The sequence below is a fragment of the Mesorhizobium sp. PUT5 genome (assembly GCF_052216645.1).
Classification (GTDB): Bacteria; Pseudomonadota; Alphaproteobacteria; order Rhizobiales; family Rhizobiaceae; genus Mesorhizobium.
The window spans coordinates 450847-466207 of record NZ_JBQOSO010000003.1 but is presented as its reverse complement, the minus strand read 5'-3'; the positions used below and the strand labels follow the sequence as shown (position 1 = coordinate 466207).

The following is a 15361-nucleotide window of genomic DNA, read 5'->3' as shown; positions in this document are numbered from 1 at the left end:
AAGGCTCAGGCCGAGGGCGGCTGCGGTGCCTGCGCCTGCACCACCGTCAGCGCGATCATGTGATAGACGTCATCGGCGCTGCACCCGCGCGACAGGTCGTTGGCCGGTCTGGCCAGCCCCTGCAGCACCGGGCCGATGGCCTCGGCGCCGCCGATGCGCTGGGCAATCTTGTAGCCGATATTGGCCGCCTCCAGGTTCGGGAACACGAAGACATTGGCCTCGCCGCCGGTGGCCGAGCCCGGCGCCTTGGCGATGTTGACGCTTTCGACGAAGGCGGCGTCGAACTGCAGCTCGCCGTCGATCAGAAGGTCGGGCGCGGCCTGCCGGGCCAGCCGCGTGGCCTCGACCACCTTGCTGACGCGCTCGTGGGCGGCGCTGCCGCCCGTGGAGAAGGACAGCATGGCCACCTTGGCGCGCGCGCCGGTCAGCGCCTCGTAGGAACGGGCCGAAGCAAGCGCGATGTCGGCCAGTTCCGCGGCGTCCGGCTCGACCACGAGGCCGCAGTCGGCGAAGACGAAGGCGCCTTTCTTCTGGTGGTAAGGCTGGCACAGCATCATGACGAAGAAGGAGGAGACGAGCCGGCTGCCGGGCGCGCGGCCGATGATCTGGAGTGCAGCGCGAACGGTGTCGGCCGTGGTGGCGACCGCGCCGCCCACGGTGCCGTCGGCGTGGCCCAGCCGCACCATCATGGCGGCGAAGCCGAGCGGCGCGGTGACGGCCTGGTGGGCCTCGACGGCGCTGATACCCTTGGCCTTGCGCAATTCATGGTAGGTGGCGGCATAGCCGGCGACAACCGGCGAGCAGGACGGATCGGCGATGGCCACCTCGCCGTCGCCCGCGCCCTGTTCGGCGAGCCTGGCGGCAACCGCGGATTTCTTGCCGACCAGCGTGATGCGGGCCAGCCCCTCGCGTGCGGCGCGGAGCGAGCCCTCGACGACGCGCGGGTCCTCGCCCTCGGACATGACGATGTGCCTGGGCCCGGAACGGGCGGCCTCGATGATGCGCTCCAGCGGCTTCATATGTTCGACCCGGAAGACTGCCTGAAAATGAAGGAACGGCGGGGCGCTGCGCACCCCGCCGCGCTGTGGTTACGCCTGCGGGCGCATGTCGGCCTTGTCGATGCCGGCCACCGGCACCGGCTTCTTCATGGCGTCGCGGCGGAACGGCTCGCCGAGCTCCTGGTTCAGCACGATCTCGACAAAGGTGGTCACGCCCTTGGCCTGCTCCTCGCAGGCGGTGCGGATCGCCGCCGTCACCTTTTCCGGCGTGTCGGCCACCACGCCCTTGAAGCCGCAGGCTTCCGCCACCTTGGCGTAGCTGAAGCCGCGGTTCAGCTCGGTGCCGACGAAGTTGTTGTCGTACCAGAGCGTGGTGTTGCGCTTTTCGGCGCCCCACTGGTAGTTGCGGAACACGACCATGGTGATGGCCGGCCATTCCTCGCGGCCGATCGAGGTCATCTCGTTCATGGAGATGCCGAAGGCGCCGTCGCCGGAGAAGCCCACCACCGGCACGTCGGGACAGCCGATCTTGGCGCCGATGATGGAGGGGAAGGCATAGCCGCAGGGGCCGAACATGCCCGGCGCCAGATATTTGCGGCCCTGCTCGAAGGCCGGATAGGCGTTGCCGATGGCGCAGTTGTTGCCGATGTCGGTGGACATGATCGCATCGCCCGGCAGGCCGGCCTGGATGGCGCGCCACGCCTGGCGCGGCGACATCAGTTCGGCGTCGCGCTGGCGTGCTTCCTCGTTCCAGCTCGTGCCCGGATCGTCTTCCTCATGGTCCATGGAGGACAGGAGTTGCAGCCAGGCCGAACGGGTCTGGTGGATGGCCGCCTTGCGCTCCTCGCGCCCGGCATCGCCCGCCGCCGGGGCGAGCTGCTCCAGGATCTGGCGGGCCACCTGCCTGGCGTCGCCGCAGATGCCGACCGAGATCTTCTTGGTCAGGCCGATGCGGTCGGCATTGATGTCGACCTGGATGATCTTCGCTTCCTTGGGCCAATAGTCGATGCCATAGCCGGGCAGGGTCGAGAACGGGTTGAGGCGGGTGCCCAGCGCCAGCACCACGTCGGCCTTGGCGATCAGTTCCATGGCCGCCTTGGAGCCGTTGTAGCCGAGCGGGCCGACGGCGAGGCGATGGGTGCCGGGGAAGGCGTCGTTGTGCTGGTAGCCGCAACAGACCGGCGCGTCGAGCCGCTCGGCCAGCGCAACCGATTCAGGGATGGCGCCGCCGATCACCACGCCCGCGCCGTTGAGGATGACCGGGAACTTCGCTTCCGACAGCAGCCTGGCGGCGGCGGCGATCGCCTCCTTGCCGCCGGACGGCCGCTCCAGCCGCACGATCTGCGGCAGGTCGACGTCGATGACCTGGGTCCAGAAGTCGCGCGGCACGTTGATCTGCGCCGGCGCGCAGCCGCGCCAGGCCTTCTCGATCACCCGGTTCAGCACCTCGGGAATGCGGGACGGATCGCGCACCTCCTCCTGATAGCAGACCATGTCCTCGAACAGCGCCATCTGCGGCACTTCCTGGAAACCGCCCTGGCCCATGGTCTTGTTGGCGGCCTGCGGCGTCACCAGCAGCATCGGCGTGTGGTTCCAGTAGGCGGTCTTGACCGCGGTGACGAAGCCGGTCACGCCCGGCCCGTTCTGGGCGATCGCCATCGACATCTTGCCCGTCGCCCGCGCATAACCGTCGGCGATCAGACCGGCGTTGGTCTCGTGCGCGCAATCCCAGAAGCTGATGCCGGCCTTCGGGAACAGGTCCGACACCGGCATCATCGCCGAGCCGATGATGCCGAAAGCATGCTCGATGCCGTGCATCTGCAAAACCTTCACGAAGGCTTCTTCGGTGGTCATCTTCATTTTTGGGGTTCCTTTCATTCTTGTCGTTGCGCCGTTTGGGGGGCGGTCAGATCAGTTCGTCCTTGAGGTAGTACCAGTGATACATCGCCCGCTGGCCGATGCGCCGGAACGGCGTCAGCAGCCCGTGATGCGGGAGGGCGGAGGTGAAGATGGGCAGGTCGAGCCCCTGTCCCTTGCCGGCGACCAGTTGCGCCAGCCGCCGGCCGGCCTGGGCCGAATACATGACGCCGTTGCCGCCATAGCCCATCGCGTAGAACACCGACTGCGCCGGATCGGGCCGGAAGATGCGCGGCATCATGTCGTGACTGACGTCGACCCAGCCCCACCAGGAGTAGTCGATCTGGATGCCGCGCAGCGACGGGAACTTGCGGTGCATGCCCGCCAGCAGCAGATCGAGGTGCTTGCGGTTGTCCGCGTCGGCACCGGTGATGGCGCTGCGGGAGCCGATCTGCACACGGTTGTCGGGCATCAGCCGGTAGTAGTGGCGCAGCGTGCGCGTGTCGGTGAGCGGTATCTTGGCCTTGAAGTTCAGGGCTTCCAGCTCGCCGTCGCTCAGCGGGCGGGTGACGACGGAGTTGGACAGGACCGGCATCAGCCGATGCTTGGTCATCGGGTGCAGGCCGGGCGAGGTGTAGCCGGCCGTGGCAAAGGCCACGTTGCGGGCGCGAACGGTGCCGCCGGGCGTCGCCAGGTAATGGACGCCGTTGCGCTGGCTGTAGCCGACGACGGGGCTGGCGGTATGGACCTTGGCGCCCAGCTTGCGCGCCAGCTTCAGATAGCCGAACGCCAGCCGCGCGGCGTGGATGCCCATGCCGTCCGGCTCCAGCATCGCGCCCTTCGCCTCCTCGTCGCGCACGAAGTCGCGATGGATCTCTTCGCGGCCGAGAATGCGGGTCGGGTAGCCGAACACCTCGTTCAGGAGTTTCGATTCCTTCTCCAGCGCCGGCATCATCTTCTCGCGATGGGCGATGTAGAGGTGGCCGCCGTCCTGCGGCAAGCAGTCGATCTCAGGCTCCTTGATGAGGGCCCGGAACAGGTCGAAGCCCTCGGCGATCTCCTTGTGCAGTTTTTTGGCGACGTTGACGCCCCAGCGCTCGATCCATTGCGAGCGCTTGAGCCGGCCTGCCGAGATCTGCGCCTGGCCGCCATTGCGCGTCGAGCAGCCCCAGGCAACGCCGTTGGCCTCCAGCACCACGGCCTTGATGCCGTGTTCTCGCGCCAGATGGATGGCGCAGGAGAGCCCCGTATAGCCGGAGCCGACGACGACGACGTCGGCGTCCATGTCGGCCGTCACCGGGCCGTCGTCCGCCGGCGGCTCGCCCGCGGTGCCGATCCAGTAGGTGGGCGCGTAGTCGCGCCCGTGACCCGGATGGGGCGCCACCACCGGATCATAGGCCGGGTCGTAGGGCTTGCGAGCCCGGTTCAGTTCGATTGCCTGATGTTCCATGTTCGTGTCCTCCGTCCGTGCGGACGGTCGCTGTCATGCCTTGATGAGGGGACGGTTCTTGCGGAAAGCCTGCTTCCTGACGATCTTGCCGTCGCGCAGGGTGAACAGGTCGCAGCCCTCGGCCTCGACGCGGCTGCCGTCGGCGTTGGTGCCCGAGAAGGTCCATTCGGACACCGCGCGGTCGCCGTGGACGAAATGGCTGTCGCCGCCGTGCTCCCAGCGCGCGTCCTTCATGGCGCCCCACACGCCGGAGAAGGCGGTCGCAATCGCTTCGGTGCCGACGATGCGGGTGCCGCAGGCATCCGGCCCGCCAACGGCGTTGAACACGCAGTCCGGCGCGAAGAAGGCCATCACCGCATCGATGTCGTGCCTGTTGAAGGCGTCGAACAGCGCGCCGAGATCGGTTGCGGTAAGCTGCGGCTTGGTCATTTCGGTGTCCTTCCTTTCAGGTCGGCGCAGACATGCGCCAAGGGTTCGGGCGTGCGGCGCCCGCTGTGATCGTCGAGAATGCAGGATGCTGGATCGGGCGTTCCGCTAGGACGGGGGCGAGGCCCCCGTATGCGCTATCCGTTTCATCAGACGCGGCCCTTCCAGGGAATGAACACCTTCTCCAGGTAGCGGATCAGGAGATCGAAGGCGAAGGCGAACACGCCGATGACGATGATGCCCATGATGACCGTGTCGCTGGCCAGGTATTCGGCCGCGTTCAGCACCATGAAGCCGAGGCCGCGGCTGGCAGCGACCATTTCGGCCGCGACCAGCGTGGTCCAGCCGACGCCGATGCCGATGCGCATGCCGGTGAAGATTTCCGGCAGCGCCGCCTTCATGATGACCTGGGTGATGACCTGGGTGCGGGTGGCGCCCATGGCGTAGGCGGCATGGATCTGCTCGGTGGAGACCGAGCGCACGCCGGCTCGCGCTGCGATGGCCATCGGCGCGAAGATCGCCAGGAAGATCAGGAAGACCTTCGGAAACTCGCCGATGCCGAGCCAGATGATGACCAGCGGCAGGTAGGCCAGCGGCGGCAGCGGCCGGTAGAACTCGATGATCGGATCGAGCAGGCCGCGCACGACGCGGTTGACGCCCATCAGGATGCCCAGCGGAATGGCGGTCAGGCATGCCAGCGCGAAGGCGCCGAAGACGCGGCCGAGACTGGCCAGCGTGTGCTGGATCAGCGTCGAGTTGGCGACGCCGTCGGTCATGGCGATGATGAACTTGTTGTAGACGGCAAACGGAGAGGGCAGGAACAGCGGCTTCACCCAGCCCATGCCGGTGACGAGGAACCACAGCGCGATCAGCACCACCGCGGTGAGAAGGCTGATGTGGCCGCTGTAGCCGTCGCCCGGCGCGCCGTAGATCTTGCCCGGCTTGGCGGACTTCGCCTTTGCAATACGCTCAAGCATCGACCAGCTCCGGATTTCCTGCAGCTCGCTCGTCGCCATAGATGATCCCCAGGATGGTTTCCCGCATCTCGATGAAGTCGGGACTGGATTTGATCGCGCGCGCATCGCCCGTGGCGAGGAAGCGCCGGTTGAAATCGAGTTCGTAGGTGTGGGTGATGCGGCCGGGGCGCGGTGACATCACGATGAGCCTCGACCCTATGAACAACGCCTCTTCCACGCTGTGCGTGATGAAGAAGAACATCTTGTGGGTGTGCTCCCACACGCGCAGCAGCAGTTCCTGGATGGTCTCGCGGGTGAGCGCGTCGAGCGCGGCCATCGGCTCGTCCATCAGCAGCATGGCCGGGTCGCAGGTCAGCGCCCGGGCGATGCCGACGCGCTGCTGCATGCCGCCGGAGAGATGGTAGATCATGTGCTTGTGGAAGTCCTGCAAGCCGACCAGCGCCAGGTTGCGCACGGCGCGCTCGCGGCGCTCGGCCTTCGGCACGCCCTGCAGCTTCAGGCCGAACTCGGTGTTGTCGATGACGTTGAGCCAGGGCAGCAGCGCGTGCTTCTGGAACACCACGCCGCGATCGGCGCCCGGGCCGGAGATGTGGCGCCCGCCCAGCGTGATCTCGCCGGCGGTCGGCGCCATGAAGCCCGCCATCAGGTTGAGCAGCGTGGTCTTGCCGCAGCCGGAGGCGCCGAGCGCCACCACGAAGTCGCCGCTGTTGATCGTCAGATTGACGCCCTTCAGCGCGATGACCGCTTCATGCGAATGCAGGCCTGGATAGGTCAGGTTCACATTGCTGACGTTGAGAGTTTCCATATCGTGCCTTCTTGGGTCCCGCCCTTTGGGCAAAGCTCCAGGGTTACGGGCCGCTGTCGACCCGTAGGGGGATTTGCCGGCGGCGGTGCCGCCGGCAGGCATTTCAGATCGCTACTTGGCAGCCGCCGTCGCGAAATCCGCGTTTACGAAGCCGCTATAATCCGGCAGCGCAGCGTCGATCTGCTTCTGCTCCACCAGGAATTTAGCACTTTCCGTCAGCGCGCGCACCGCCCCGGCCTTGTCGCCGCCGCCGAGCCAGGCGTCGGAGGCCTGCTCCTGCACGGTCGGGAAGACCAGCAGCTTCAGCGCTTCGACCACGTCCGCCGGCTCGCCGCCGATCATCTTGACGATGCCCTTGACCTCTTCGGAGTCTGCGGTCCAGCCGGCGCCCTTTTCCTTGTAGTCGGCATAGGCCTGGGCCAGAACCTTGGTGAAGGCCTCCATGAACTTCGGATTGTCGGCGGCGAACTTCTTGTCGGCGACGATGCCGTCGAAGGTGGGCACGCTTTCCTTGCCGATGACCTCGGAGTCGGAGATGACCTTGCCGTTCTTCAGGATCTCGGACAGGGCCGGCGGCCACACATAGGCGGCGTCGATGTCTCCGCGCTGCCAGGCGGCGACGATCTGCGGCGGCTTCATGTTGAGGATGTCGACCTCGCGCGGATCGACCTTCCACACTTTCTCCAGCCCGACCAGAAGATGGAAGTGCGAGGTGGAGACGAACGGCACGCCGACCTTCTTGCCCTTGAGGTCCTCCGGCTTCTCGATGCCGGAGCCGTTGCGGGCCACCAATGCCTCGGACCTGCCGATATTGTCGAGAATCCAGAAGAGCTGCAGGTCGACGCCGCGGGTGGCCGCGGCCGCGGTGCCGGTGGAGCCCAGCACGCCGATCGGCACGTTGCCCGAAGCAAGCGCGGTGGAGATGTCGCCGCCGGAGGAGAACTGGCGCCAGTCGACGGTGTAGCCGGCCTCCTTCAGAGCGGCGTCGAAGCGCCCGTCGGCGATGGCGCTGACGAAGGGGCCGACGATCTGCTGGTAGCCGACCACCACGGTCGTCTGCGCAAACGCAGCCCCGGCATAGAGCACCGACGCCGCAAAGGTAGCGGCGCACGTAAATCCTTTCAGTGCCTTCACGAAACTCATCGAATTCCTCCCGATTGGAAACTGCGCGGATGTGTTGTCCGCGGCCAGCTATGACTTCCTTGGTCAGTCGTTATTCTGGCACCGATAGGAATAGGAGAACCCGGGAACTTGCCTTATATCCAATCTGGAACTTGAATGAGTCCAGTTTGAAGGAGCAAGGCCGCTTGGACCAGCAGACGGTACCGGAAACCATATTCTTCGTGGACCGCGAAAACCGGAAAAGCCTGCAGAGCCAGATCCGCGAAACCCTCGTCTCGGCCATCCTTTCGGGCAGGCTCTATCCGGGTGCGCGCCTGCCCTCCACGCGCAGGCTTGCGGACTATCTCAACATCTCGCGCATCACGGTGACGCTGGCCTACCAGGAACTGGCCTCGCAGGGCTATCTGGAGGCGAAGGGGCGCAGCGCCTATCTGGTGGCCGGCAGGCCGCCGCTCACCGGCCTGGAGACGGGCGACCGGCACGACGGCGGCCACAAGGTGGACTGGGGCGCCAAGATCAAGGTCCGGTTCTCCATCGCCAAGCCGATCAAGAAGCCGCTGGACTGGCGGCCCTATCCGTTCCCCTTCCTGTACGGCCAGATGGACCCGACCCTGTTCGACCTCTCGGCATGGCGCGACTGCGCCCGCCGCGCGCTCGCCCGGGAGGATTTCGAGCTGATGGCTGGCGACTTCTCGGCCGAGGACGACGTGCAGCTCGTCAACTATATCTGCTCGCGCACCCTGCCCGGCCGCGGCATCGAGGCGCGTCCCGACGAGATCCTGGTGACGGTGGGGGCGCAGAACGCCCTGTGGCTGGTCATCCAGCTTCTGCTGAACAAGGGCTCAAGCGCCGTGTGCGAGAACCCCTGCCATCCGGACCTGTCGGCGGCGCTGCTGCTCAGCGGCGCGCAGGTCACCGCCGTCGACGTGGACGAGGCCGGCCTGCCGCCGGGCCGGCTGCCGCCGAGGACGGACGCCGTCTTCGTCACGCCCAGCCATCACGCCCCGACGGCGGCGACCATGCCGATGCAGCGCCGGCTGGAATTGCTGCGCCATGCCGGGGAGCAGGATTTCGTCATCGTGGAGGACGACTACGAATTCGAGATGAGCTTCCTGAAGCCGCCCTCGCCGGCGCTCAAGTCGCTCGACCGCGACGGACGGGTGCTTTATGTCGGCAGCTTCTCGAAATCGCTCTTCCCCGGTCTGCGGCTGGGCTATCTGGTGGCGCCGGCGCCGGTGATCCGGGAAGCGCGCGCGCTCAGGGCCCTCATGCTCAGGCATCCGCCGGGGCACCTGCAGCGCATCGTCTCCTATTTCCTGGCGCTCGGCCACTACGACGCCGTCATCCACCGCATGCGCACCGAATACCAGAAGCGCCACGAGGTGATGGCAGCCGCGCTCGAAAGGGAGGGGCTGAAGATCTCCGGCGCGGCGGATTTCGGCGGCTCCTCCTTCTGGATCGAAGGCCCCCAGGGGCTCGACGCCACGGCGCTTATGCACGAACTGCGCCAGGATGGCGTGCTGATCGAATCCGGCTTTCCCTTCTTTGCCTATGACGACAGACCCTGCCGCTACTTCCGCATGGCCTATTCGTCCATTCCGGCGGAGCGGATCGCCGAAGGCGTCGCGCGCACCGCGGCGCGCATCGCCCGCATCACCGGCGGCTGATCGTCAGGCCCTGCCGTAGAGCGGCACCAGCGCGCCGCTGACGGCGACATTGGCCGGCGAGGCGAGATAGATGATCGCCTCGGCCGCCGCCTCCAGGCTGATCCACCTTGTGAAATCGGCGTCCGGCATGGCCTGGCGGTTGGCGGCGGTGTCGAGCGTGGAAGGCGCGACCGCGTTGACCAGGATGCCGTTGCCCTTCAACTCCTCGGCGAGCGCAACCGTCATCGCCGCGACCGCCGCCTTGCTGGCCGCGTAGGCGACCATGCCGGCGCCGCGGCGCGGCTCCAGCCCCGGCCGGGCGGAGACGTTGACCAGGCGCCCGCCGGTCTCGGAGACCAGCATGGCGCGGACTGCCGCGCGGCAGCACAGGAAGGTGGTGCGCGCGTTGGTGTCCATCATCTCGGCATAGGAGGCGGATTCGGTCTTCTCCATCGGGGCCATGGCGAAGCCGCCCGCCAGATGGATGGAGGCCCACAATTCGGGCACCTCACCGTAGAAGGCGCTGACCGCCTCGGTATCCGAAAGATAGACGTTGTGCTTCAGCTTCACCCGCTCGTGGTCGGTGAAGGTGAAGTGCGGCGGCGCGGCCGCGTGGCTGTTGGGCACGTGGCAGATCGCGCCCTCCTCCAGCAAACGTCCCACCACCACCGTGCCCAGAGCGCCCGTGCCGCCGGTGACGACAACGTGCCTTCCTTCCAGCGCAGTCGTCATCTGCGACCACTCCTGTCCCGATAATTCACCCTGCCCAAGGGTTGCGCCTTTTGCGGGTTCACTCAACAGAAATCTCGATGAGGACCGGCTTTCCCGCCGCCCTGGCGCGGATCAGCGCATCGGCCAGGCCCTGCGGACCGGCGAGCCGCTCGGCGGCGATGCCGTAGGCTTCGGCCAGCTTGGCGAAATCGGGCGGCGCCGGCGACACGCCCACCGGCTCGACATCCACGGCGCGCATCGAAGTCTCGATCTCGCGATAGCCGCGATTGTTCCACACCACGAAGATGACGGGGGCGCCCGCCTCGAGCGCGGCACCGATCTCCGGCAGGGTGAACTGGAAACCGCCGTCGCCGGACAGGCACACCACCGGAGCCTCCGGCACGGCGAGTGCGGCGCCGATCGCCGCCGGCGGGCCGTAGCCCAGCGCGCCGAAACCGGTGGCGGCGTTGAACCATCCGCCCGGCCGGTCGTGGTCGTAGAAGAGGTTGGCGGCATAGACCGGCTGGGTGGAATCGCCGACGATGATGGCGCCCGGCAGCGCATCGCGGATCGTCTCCACCACCTTGATCTGTTCGCGCAGGGCCGCATCGAGGCCGGCAAAGGCCGCCTCGCGCGCCGTGCTGGCCCGCGCCGCGCCGTCGGGCGCGGGCGCGGCGTTGGCGGGCAGGCGCGCCAGCAGCGCCTCCAGCGCCGCCGCGCAGTCCGCCTTGATGGAGACGGTGGCGGGGTGACGGGCAAGCTGGGCCGCGTCGATGTCGATGCGCACCAGGGCAGGCGGCACGACGAAGCCGTCGTCGCCATACATATCGTAGTCGGTCGGGCCGAATTCGGTGCCGGCCGCGATCACCAGATCGGACCCGGCCATCAGTTCGCGCACGGCGGGCAGACTGGGGCTCGCCGGCACGGTCAGTGCATGGCCATGCATGAGGCCGCGCGCATTCGTGGTCTGGACGACCGGCGCGCCGAGCCGCTCGGCCAGCCGCAGCAGCGCAGCTTCGGTCCGCTTGGCGCCGCCGCCGGCCAGGATCAGCGGCCGGCGCGCTGCAGAGGCGAGCCGCGCCGCCTCGGCCACGGCGCCGGGGTCGGGCGGCGGCGGGGCGAGGCCTTTATCCAGCGGCGCCAGCCCTTCGGCTGGCAGGGCCATCACGTCGATGGGTATCTCGATATGCACCGGGCCCGGCCGCTCCGAGGAAAACAGCGCGAAAGCGCGCGAGAGCGCGGCCGGCAATTCGGCGGGCTCGACGATTCGCTGCGAGAACATGGCCACCGTCTGCATCATGCCGCGCTGGTCGGGCAGTTCGTGCAGGAAGCCGAGGCCCTTGCCCAGAGTCGGCAGGGCGTTGACGCCGGAAATCACCAGCATGGGCACCGAATCCGCACGCGCCTGCCCCATGGCGGTGATGGCGTTGGTGAGCCCCGGCCCGGTGATGACGAAGGCGACGCCCGGCCTGCCGCTGGCGCGCGCATAGCCGTCGGCCATGAAGGCCGCGCCCTGCTCGTGACGGGGCGTGACGTGGCGGATGCGGGACCGCGCCAGCCCCCGGTAGAGCTCCACCGTATGCACACCGGGAATGCCGAATACGGTGTCGACGCCATGCGCCTCGAGCAGGCCGATCAGCGCTTCGCCCAGCGTCGTCATGAGAAACACCTTTGTCCGCACGCGCCCGCCCGCCGCAATGTCGCGGCGGCCGCCCCCTTTGCATGTGCCTTGGCCAAATGGTTCCTCCCTGGTCAGGACCCGGGCCGCGCGAACGGCCCTTCCCGCACCCTGCCCCTCAATAAGCATTGCTGCGGCGCACGATCAAGGGGGGCAAAAATCCCCCGTTGACGGAAACGAGCCGAACGGTCCATCCTGCGTGCGGGAGGGTACGGACGCGTAATGACGACGGGCAGGGGAACGCATCAGCCGCAAAACCGGCCGCTCGGCGGAGCGGTTCGGCCGTGACCGCTCCCGCAGTTGCGCACAAGGCCGACGCGGCCACGCCGGCACCCGAAGCCCTCCACATCGGGAACCTGCACAAGAAGTTCGGCGAGCTGCACGTGCTGAAGGGCGTATCGCTGTCGGCGCGCGACGGCGAGGTGATCGCCATCATCGGTGGCTCGGGGTCGGGCAAGTCGACGTTGCTGCGCTGCATCAACTGCCTGGAAAACCCGACCAGCGGCACCATCCGCGTCAATGGCGAGGAGATCCGGCTGAAGGCCGACAGCCACGGCAATTCCGTGCCGGCCGACCGCAGGCAGATCGAGCGCATCCGCTCGGGGCTGGGCATGGTGTTCCAGAACTTCAACCTGTGGAGCCACATGACGCTGCTGGAGAACGTCATCGAGGTTCCTGTCCACGTGCTGGGCGTCGCGCGCGAAGAGGCGATCGCCACGGCCGAGGCGCTGCTTGCCCGCGTGGGGCTGGCCGAGAAGCGCGACGTCTATCCGGCCTTCCTTTCCGGGGGCCAGCAGCAGCGCGGCGCGATCGCGCGCGCGCTCGCCATCCAGCCGCGCGTCATGCTGTTCGACGAGCCGACCTCGGCGCTCGATCCCGAACTTGTCGGCGAGGTGCTGAAGGTGATCGGGGACCTTGCCCGGGAGGGCCGCACCATGGTGCTGGTCACGCACGAGATGAAGTTCGCGCGCGAGGTCGCCACCCATGTCATCTATCTCTGCAACGGACTGGTCGAGGAAGAAGGCCCGCCGGAGCAGCTCTTCGGCGCGCCGAAATCGGAGCGGCTGAAGCAATTCCTGCGCAACGTGGGATAAGCGCGGGAAACAACGCAGGCCGGCCAAGCCGGCGCCGCGAAAAAGCAAAACCAGAATGGGAGAACCTCGAAAATGAAGACTTTTCTGAAAACCGCAGCGGCCGCGGCCGTGATCGCGCTGGCGGGCGCCTATGCCGCGAGCGCCGAGACCGTCAAGGTCGGCTTCTCGCCGGAGGCCTACCCGCCCTTCTACACGCAGGATTCCTCCGGCAAGTGGGGCGGATGGGAAGTCGAGATCGCCATGGCCATTTGCGAAGCGGCGAAACTCGACTGCGTGCTGACGCCGATCCCGTGGGACGGCCTGATCCCGGCGCTGAAGACCAAGAAGATCGACGCCATCATGAATTCCATGTCGATCACCGCGGAACGCCAGAAGGAAATCGACTTCTCCGACAAGTACTACAACACGCCGACCGCGGTCGCCGGCGCCAAGGACCAGACCTTCGACGCCACCCCTGAAGGGCTGAAGGGCAAGGTGCTGGGCGTGCAGGTGTCCACCGTGCATGCGGTCTATGCCAAGAAGCATTTCGGCGACAGCGCGGCCGAGATCAAGGAATACCAGACCCAGGACGAGGCCAACCAGGACCTGGCCGCCGGCCGCATCGACGCCACGCAGGCGGACGGCATCGCCCTCGACGAGTTCCTGAAGTCGGACGAGGGCAAGGCGTGCTGCGACCTCAAGGGCTATGTCGCGCCCGACCTCGAGGTGCTCGGCCCCGGCGTCGGCGCCGGCGTGCGCAAGGGCGACACCGAACTGGCGGGCAAGATCAACGCCGCGATCAAGGAAATCCGTGCCGACGGCAAATATGCCGAGATAACCAAGAAGTATTTCGACTTCGACGTCTACGGCGACAACGAGCAGTCCAACTGAGGCGAGCCTTCTCCTTGACCGGACATCGGACCGGAAGACGGGCTTCGCCTTTCGGGCCGGTGTTTTCGGCCGGGCTGCCGCGCCGGGTGCCCCGCGCACTCGTCAAGGCGGCCGGGCCGCATGCGAACCCCGGGGGCCGACCCTGACCAGCGCATTCATCACCGCCGCGGCCGGCGGCGTCGCCGAACTGCTCTCGCTCCAGCCGCCGGGCTGGGGCGCCAATCTGCTGCGCGGGCTTATGGCCTCGTTCGAGATCGCGCTCGGCGCCTTCGGGCTCGGCCTGGCGATCGGCATCTGCGGCGCCTGGGGCAAGCTCTACGGCAGCCCCATGGCGCGCGACCTGTTCGGCCTCTACACCACGATCGTGCGCGCGGTGCCGGAGCTTGTGCTCATCCTCATCCTCTATTTCGCCGGAACCGACCTGGTGAACCGCCTGATCGGATTGCTCGGCTACGCGCCGGTGGACATAAATGGTCTGGTGGCCGGCATCTGCGTGCTCGGCGTGGTGCAGGGCGCCTACTCCACCGAGGTGCTGCGCGGCGCGATCCTGGCCATTCCGCAAGGCCAGATCGAGGCGGCGCGCGCCTACGGCATGTCGCCGGGCCTGATGCTGCGCCGCATAACGCTGCCGGCCATGCTGCCCTTCGCCATCCCGGGTCTGGCCAATCTGTGGCTTATCGCCACCAAGGACACCGCCCTTCTGGCCATCGTCGGCTTCAACGAGCTGACCCAGACGACGCGGCTGGCGGCCAGCGCCACCAAGGCCTATTTCACCTTCTTCGTCGCTGCGGGCATCCTCTACCTGACGCTGACCCTGTTTTCCAACGCCATCATCGGCCGCGTCGAGCGCTGGGCGCGACGCGGCCAGCCGTCGATCGCGGAGACGCGCTGATGACGCCGGAAGCAACCGCGCTGCGCCGCGCGGCGAAAGCCTCGCTCTGGCTCCAGCCGCACCGGGTCATCCTGATGCTTGCCGCCGTGGTCATCGTGCTGGCGGCGATCCGCTTCATGCGCTGGGACTGGTTGCCGGCCTATATGCCGCTGGCGCTGGAGGGCATCTGGCGCACCGTCTGGCTGCTGGTGGTGACGGCCACGCTCGGCATCTCGCTGGCGATCCCGCTGGGGCTGGCGCAGGCGGCCGGCCCGCCATGGCTGGCCGTGCCGGCACGAGCCTTCTGCACGGTCATCCGCGGTACGCCGCTGCTGCTGCAATTGTGGCTGCTCTACTACGGGCTGGGCTCGCTGTTTCCGCAATTTCCCTGGATACGCGAATCGTTCCTGTGGCCGTACCTGCGGCAAGCCTGGCCCTATGGGGTGCTGGCGCTCACTCTGTCCTATGCCGGCTACGAGGGCGAAGTGATGCGCGGCGCCTTCGCCGGCGTGCCGCGCGGCCAGCTCGAAGCCGCCCGCGCCTTCGGCATGAGCCGCTGGACTGCCTTCCGCCGCATCTGGCTGAAGCAGGCGCTGCACCGCGCCCTGCCGACGCTGGCGGGCGAGACCGTGCTGCAGCTCAAGGCAACGCCGCTGGTGGCCACCATCACTATGATCGACGTCTATGCGGTGGCCTCGCGCGTGCGCCAGGAGACCTTCGTCACCTACGAGCCCTTGCTGCTGCTGGCGCTGGTCTATATGGCCATCACCGGCGTCATCGTCTTTCTCTTCCGCCGGCTGGAAGCGCGCATACCGACGCGGCTTGGCTGATCCGCAGGCCGAAGCCGGACGGGGAA

At 67.5% G+C, this 15361-nt stretch carries 14 protein-coding genes; 5 read left to right on the top strand and 9 right to left on the bottom strand.

Going from position 1 to position 15361, the window contains the following annotated elements; genetic code table 11:
- Positions 1 to 5 precede the first annotated feature (5 nt).
- The 7 genes from pta to tauA all read right to left on the bottom strand — a co-directional run bounded on the left by pta (position 6) and on the right by tauA (position 7656).
- A complete protein-coding gene (pta, locus tag ACTDI4_RS03815) occupies positions 6 to 1019 on the bottom strand; it encodes a phosphate acetyltransferase (RefSeq protein ID WP_442839891.1) in 1014 nt (337 codons plus the stop codon).
- Between the two features lie 69 nt (positions 1020 to 1088).
- Positions 1089 to 2858 carry a sulfoacetaldehyde acetyltransferase gene (gene xsc / locus ACTDI4_RS03810; RefSeq protein ID WP_442839890.1) on the bottom strand — a complete coding sequence of 590 codons (1770 nt, stop codon included), beginning with the start codon at positions 2856 to 2858 and terminating at the stop codon, positions 1089 to 1091.
- A gap of 46 nt (positions 2859 to 2904) precedes the next feature.
- Entirely contained in the window at positions 2905 to 4305 is a 1401-nt protein-coding gene (locus ACTDI4_RS03805; protein ID WP_442839889.1) for an NAD(P)/FAD-dependent oxidoreductase, read from the bottom strand.
- Positions 4306 to 4338: 33 nt separating this feature from the next.
- Positions 4339 to 4734 carry a nuclear transport factor 2 family protein gene (locus ACTDI4_RS03800; protein WP_442839888.1) on the bottom strand — a complete coding sequence of 132 codons (396 nt, stop codon included), beginning with the start codon at positions 4732 to 4734 and terminating at the stop codon, positions 4339 to 4341.
- Between the two features lie 146 nt (positions 4735 to 4880).
- A complete protein-coding gene (locus ACTDI4_RS03795; protein WP_442839887.1) occupies positions 4881 to 5708 on the bottom strand; it encodes an ABC transporter permease subunit in 828 nt (275 codons plus the stop codon).
- Positions 5701 to 6513 (bottom strand): taurine ABC transporter ATP-binding protein, encoded by an 813-nt coding sequence (locus tag ACTDI4_RS03790; protein WP_442839886.1) that lies wholly within the window; start codon positions 6511 to 6513, stop codon positions 5701 to 5703. The genes ACTDI4_RS03795 and ACTDI4_RS03790 overlap by 8 nt, the downstream gene beginning before the upstream one ends.
- 111 nt (positions 6514 to 6624) lie before the next feature.
- Positions 6625 to 7656: a taurine ABC transporter substrate-binding protein gene (tauA, locus tag ACTDI4_RS03785; RefSeq protein WP_442839885.1), complete on the bottom strand. Its 1032-nt coding sequence runs from the start codon at positions 7654 to 7656 to the stop codon at positions 6625 to 6627.
- A 164-nt stretch (positions 7657 to 7820) separates the two neighbouring features.
- Here tauA and pdxR point away from each other — a divergent pair, with 164 nt between their 5' ends.
- Positions 7821 to 9302, top strand: a complete 1482-nt coding sequence (gene pdxR, locus ACTDI4_RS03780; protein WP_442839884.1) for a MocR-like pyridoxine biosynthesis transcription factor PdxR — start codon at positions 7821 to 7823, stop codon at positions 9300 to 9302.
- Positions 9303 to 9305: 3 nt separating this feature from the next.
- On the opposite strand, the gene ACTDI4_RS03775 is transcribed toward pdxR, so the two are convergent.
- Entirely contained in the window at positions 9306 to 10013 is a 708-nt protein-coding gene (locus ACTDI4_RS03775) for an SDR family NAD(P)-dependent oxidoreductase (protein WP_442839883.1), read from the bottom strand.
- A 58-nt stretch (positions 10014 to 10071) separates the two neighbouring features.
- The gene (locus ACTDI4_RS03770; RefSeq protein ID WP_442839882.1) at positions 10072 to 11652 is read right to left on the bottom strand and encodes a 5-guanidino-2-oxopentanoate decarboxylase; all 1581 of its coding nucleotides are present in this window, start codon (positions 11650 to 11652) and stop codon (positions 10072 to 10074) included.
- Between the two features lie 302 nt (positions 11653 to 11954).
- On the opposite strand from ACTDI4_RS03770, the gene ACTDI4_RS03765 reads away from it, so the two are divergent.
- The 4 genes from ACTDI4_RS03765 to ACTDI4_RS03750 all read left to right on the top strand — a co-directional run bounded on the left by ACTDI4_RS03765 (position 11955) and on the right by ACTDI4_RS03750 (position 15335).
- Complete coding sequence (locus ACTDI4_RS03765; protein ID WP_442839881.1) at positions 11955 to 12764, top strand: ABC transporter ATP-binding protein; 810 nt, start codon at positions 11955 to 11957, stop codon at positions 12762 to 12764.
- A 72-nt stretch (positions 12765 to 12836) separates the two neighbouring features.
- Complete coding sequence (locus tag ACTDI4_RS03760; protein WP_442839880.1) at positions 12837 to 13634, top strand: transporter substrate-binding domain-containing protein; 798 nt, start codon at positions 12837 to 12839, stop codon at positions 13632 to 13634.
- A 157-nt stretch (positions 13635 to 13791) separates the two neighbouring features.
- The gene (locus ACTDI4_RS03755; protein ID WP_442843256.1) at positions 13792 to 14526 is read left to right on the top strand and encodes an ABC transporter permease; all 735 of its coding nucleotides are present in this window, start codon (positions 13792 to 13794) and stop codon (positions 14524 to 14526) included.
- Positions 14526 to 15335, top strand: a complete 810-nt coding sequence (locus ACTDI4_RS03750; RefSeq protein ID WP_442839879.1) for an ABC transporter permease — start codon at positions 14526 to 14528, stop codon at positions 15333 to 15335. The genes ACTDI4_RS03755 and ACTDI4_RS03750 overlap by 1 nt, the downstream gene beginning before the upstream one ends.
- The last annotated feature ends 26 nt before the right edge of the window (positions 15336 to 15361 follow it).

Excerpts from the sequence above, each read along its gene's own strand:
- pta (WP_442839891.1), bottom strand. The coding sequence starts at position 1,019 with ATGAAGCCGCTGGAGCGCATCATCGAGGCCGCCCGTTCCGGGCCCAGG.
- xsc (WP_442839890.1), bottom strand. The coding sequence starts at position 2,858 with ATGAAGATGACCACCGAAGAAGCCTTCGTGAAGGTTTTGCAGATGCAC.
- ACTDI4_RS03805 (WP_442839889.1), bottom strand. The coding sequence starts at position 4,305 with ATGGAACATCAGGCAATCGAACTGAACCGGGCTCGCAAGCCCTACGAC.
- ACTDI4_RS03800 (WP_442839888.1), bottom strand. The coding sequence starts at position 4,734 with ATGACCAAGCCGCAGCTTACCGCAACCGATCTCGGCGCGCTGTTCGAC.
- ACTDI4_RS03795 (WP_442839887.1), bottom strand. The coding sequence starts at position 5,708 with ATGCTTGAGCGTATTGCAAAGGCGAAGTCCGCCAAGCCGGGCAAGATC.
- ACTDI4_RS03790 (WP_442839886.1), bottom strand. The coding sequence starts at position 6,513 with ATGGAAACTCTCAACGTCAGCAATGTGAACCTGACCTATCCAGGCCTG.
- tauA (WP_442839885.1), bottom strand. The coding sequence starts at position 7,656 with ATGAGTTTCGTGAAGGCACTGAAAGGATTTACGTGCGCCGCTACCTTT.
- ACTDI4_RS03775 (WP_442839883.1), bottom strand. The coding sequence starts at position 10,013 with ATGACGACTGCGCTGGAAGGAAGGCACGTTGTCGTCACCGGCGGCACG.
- ACTDI4_RS03770 (WP_442839882.1), bottom strand. The coding sequence starts at position 11,652 with ATGACGACGCTGGGCGAAGCGCTGATCGGCCTGCTCGAGGCGCATGGC.
- ACTDI4_RS03760 (WP_442839880.1), top strand. The coding sequence starts at position 12,837 with ATGAAGACTTTTCTGAAAACCGCAGCGGCCGCGGCCGTGATCGCGCTG.
- ACTDI4_RS03750 (WP_442839879.1), top strand. The coding sequence starts at position 14,526 with ATGACGCCGGAAGCAACCGCGCTGCGCCGCGCGGCGAAAGCCTCGCTC.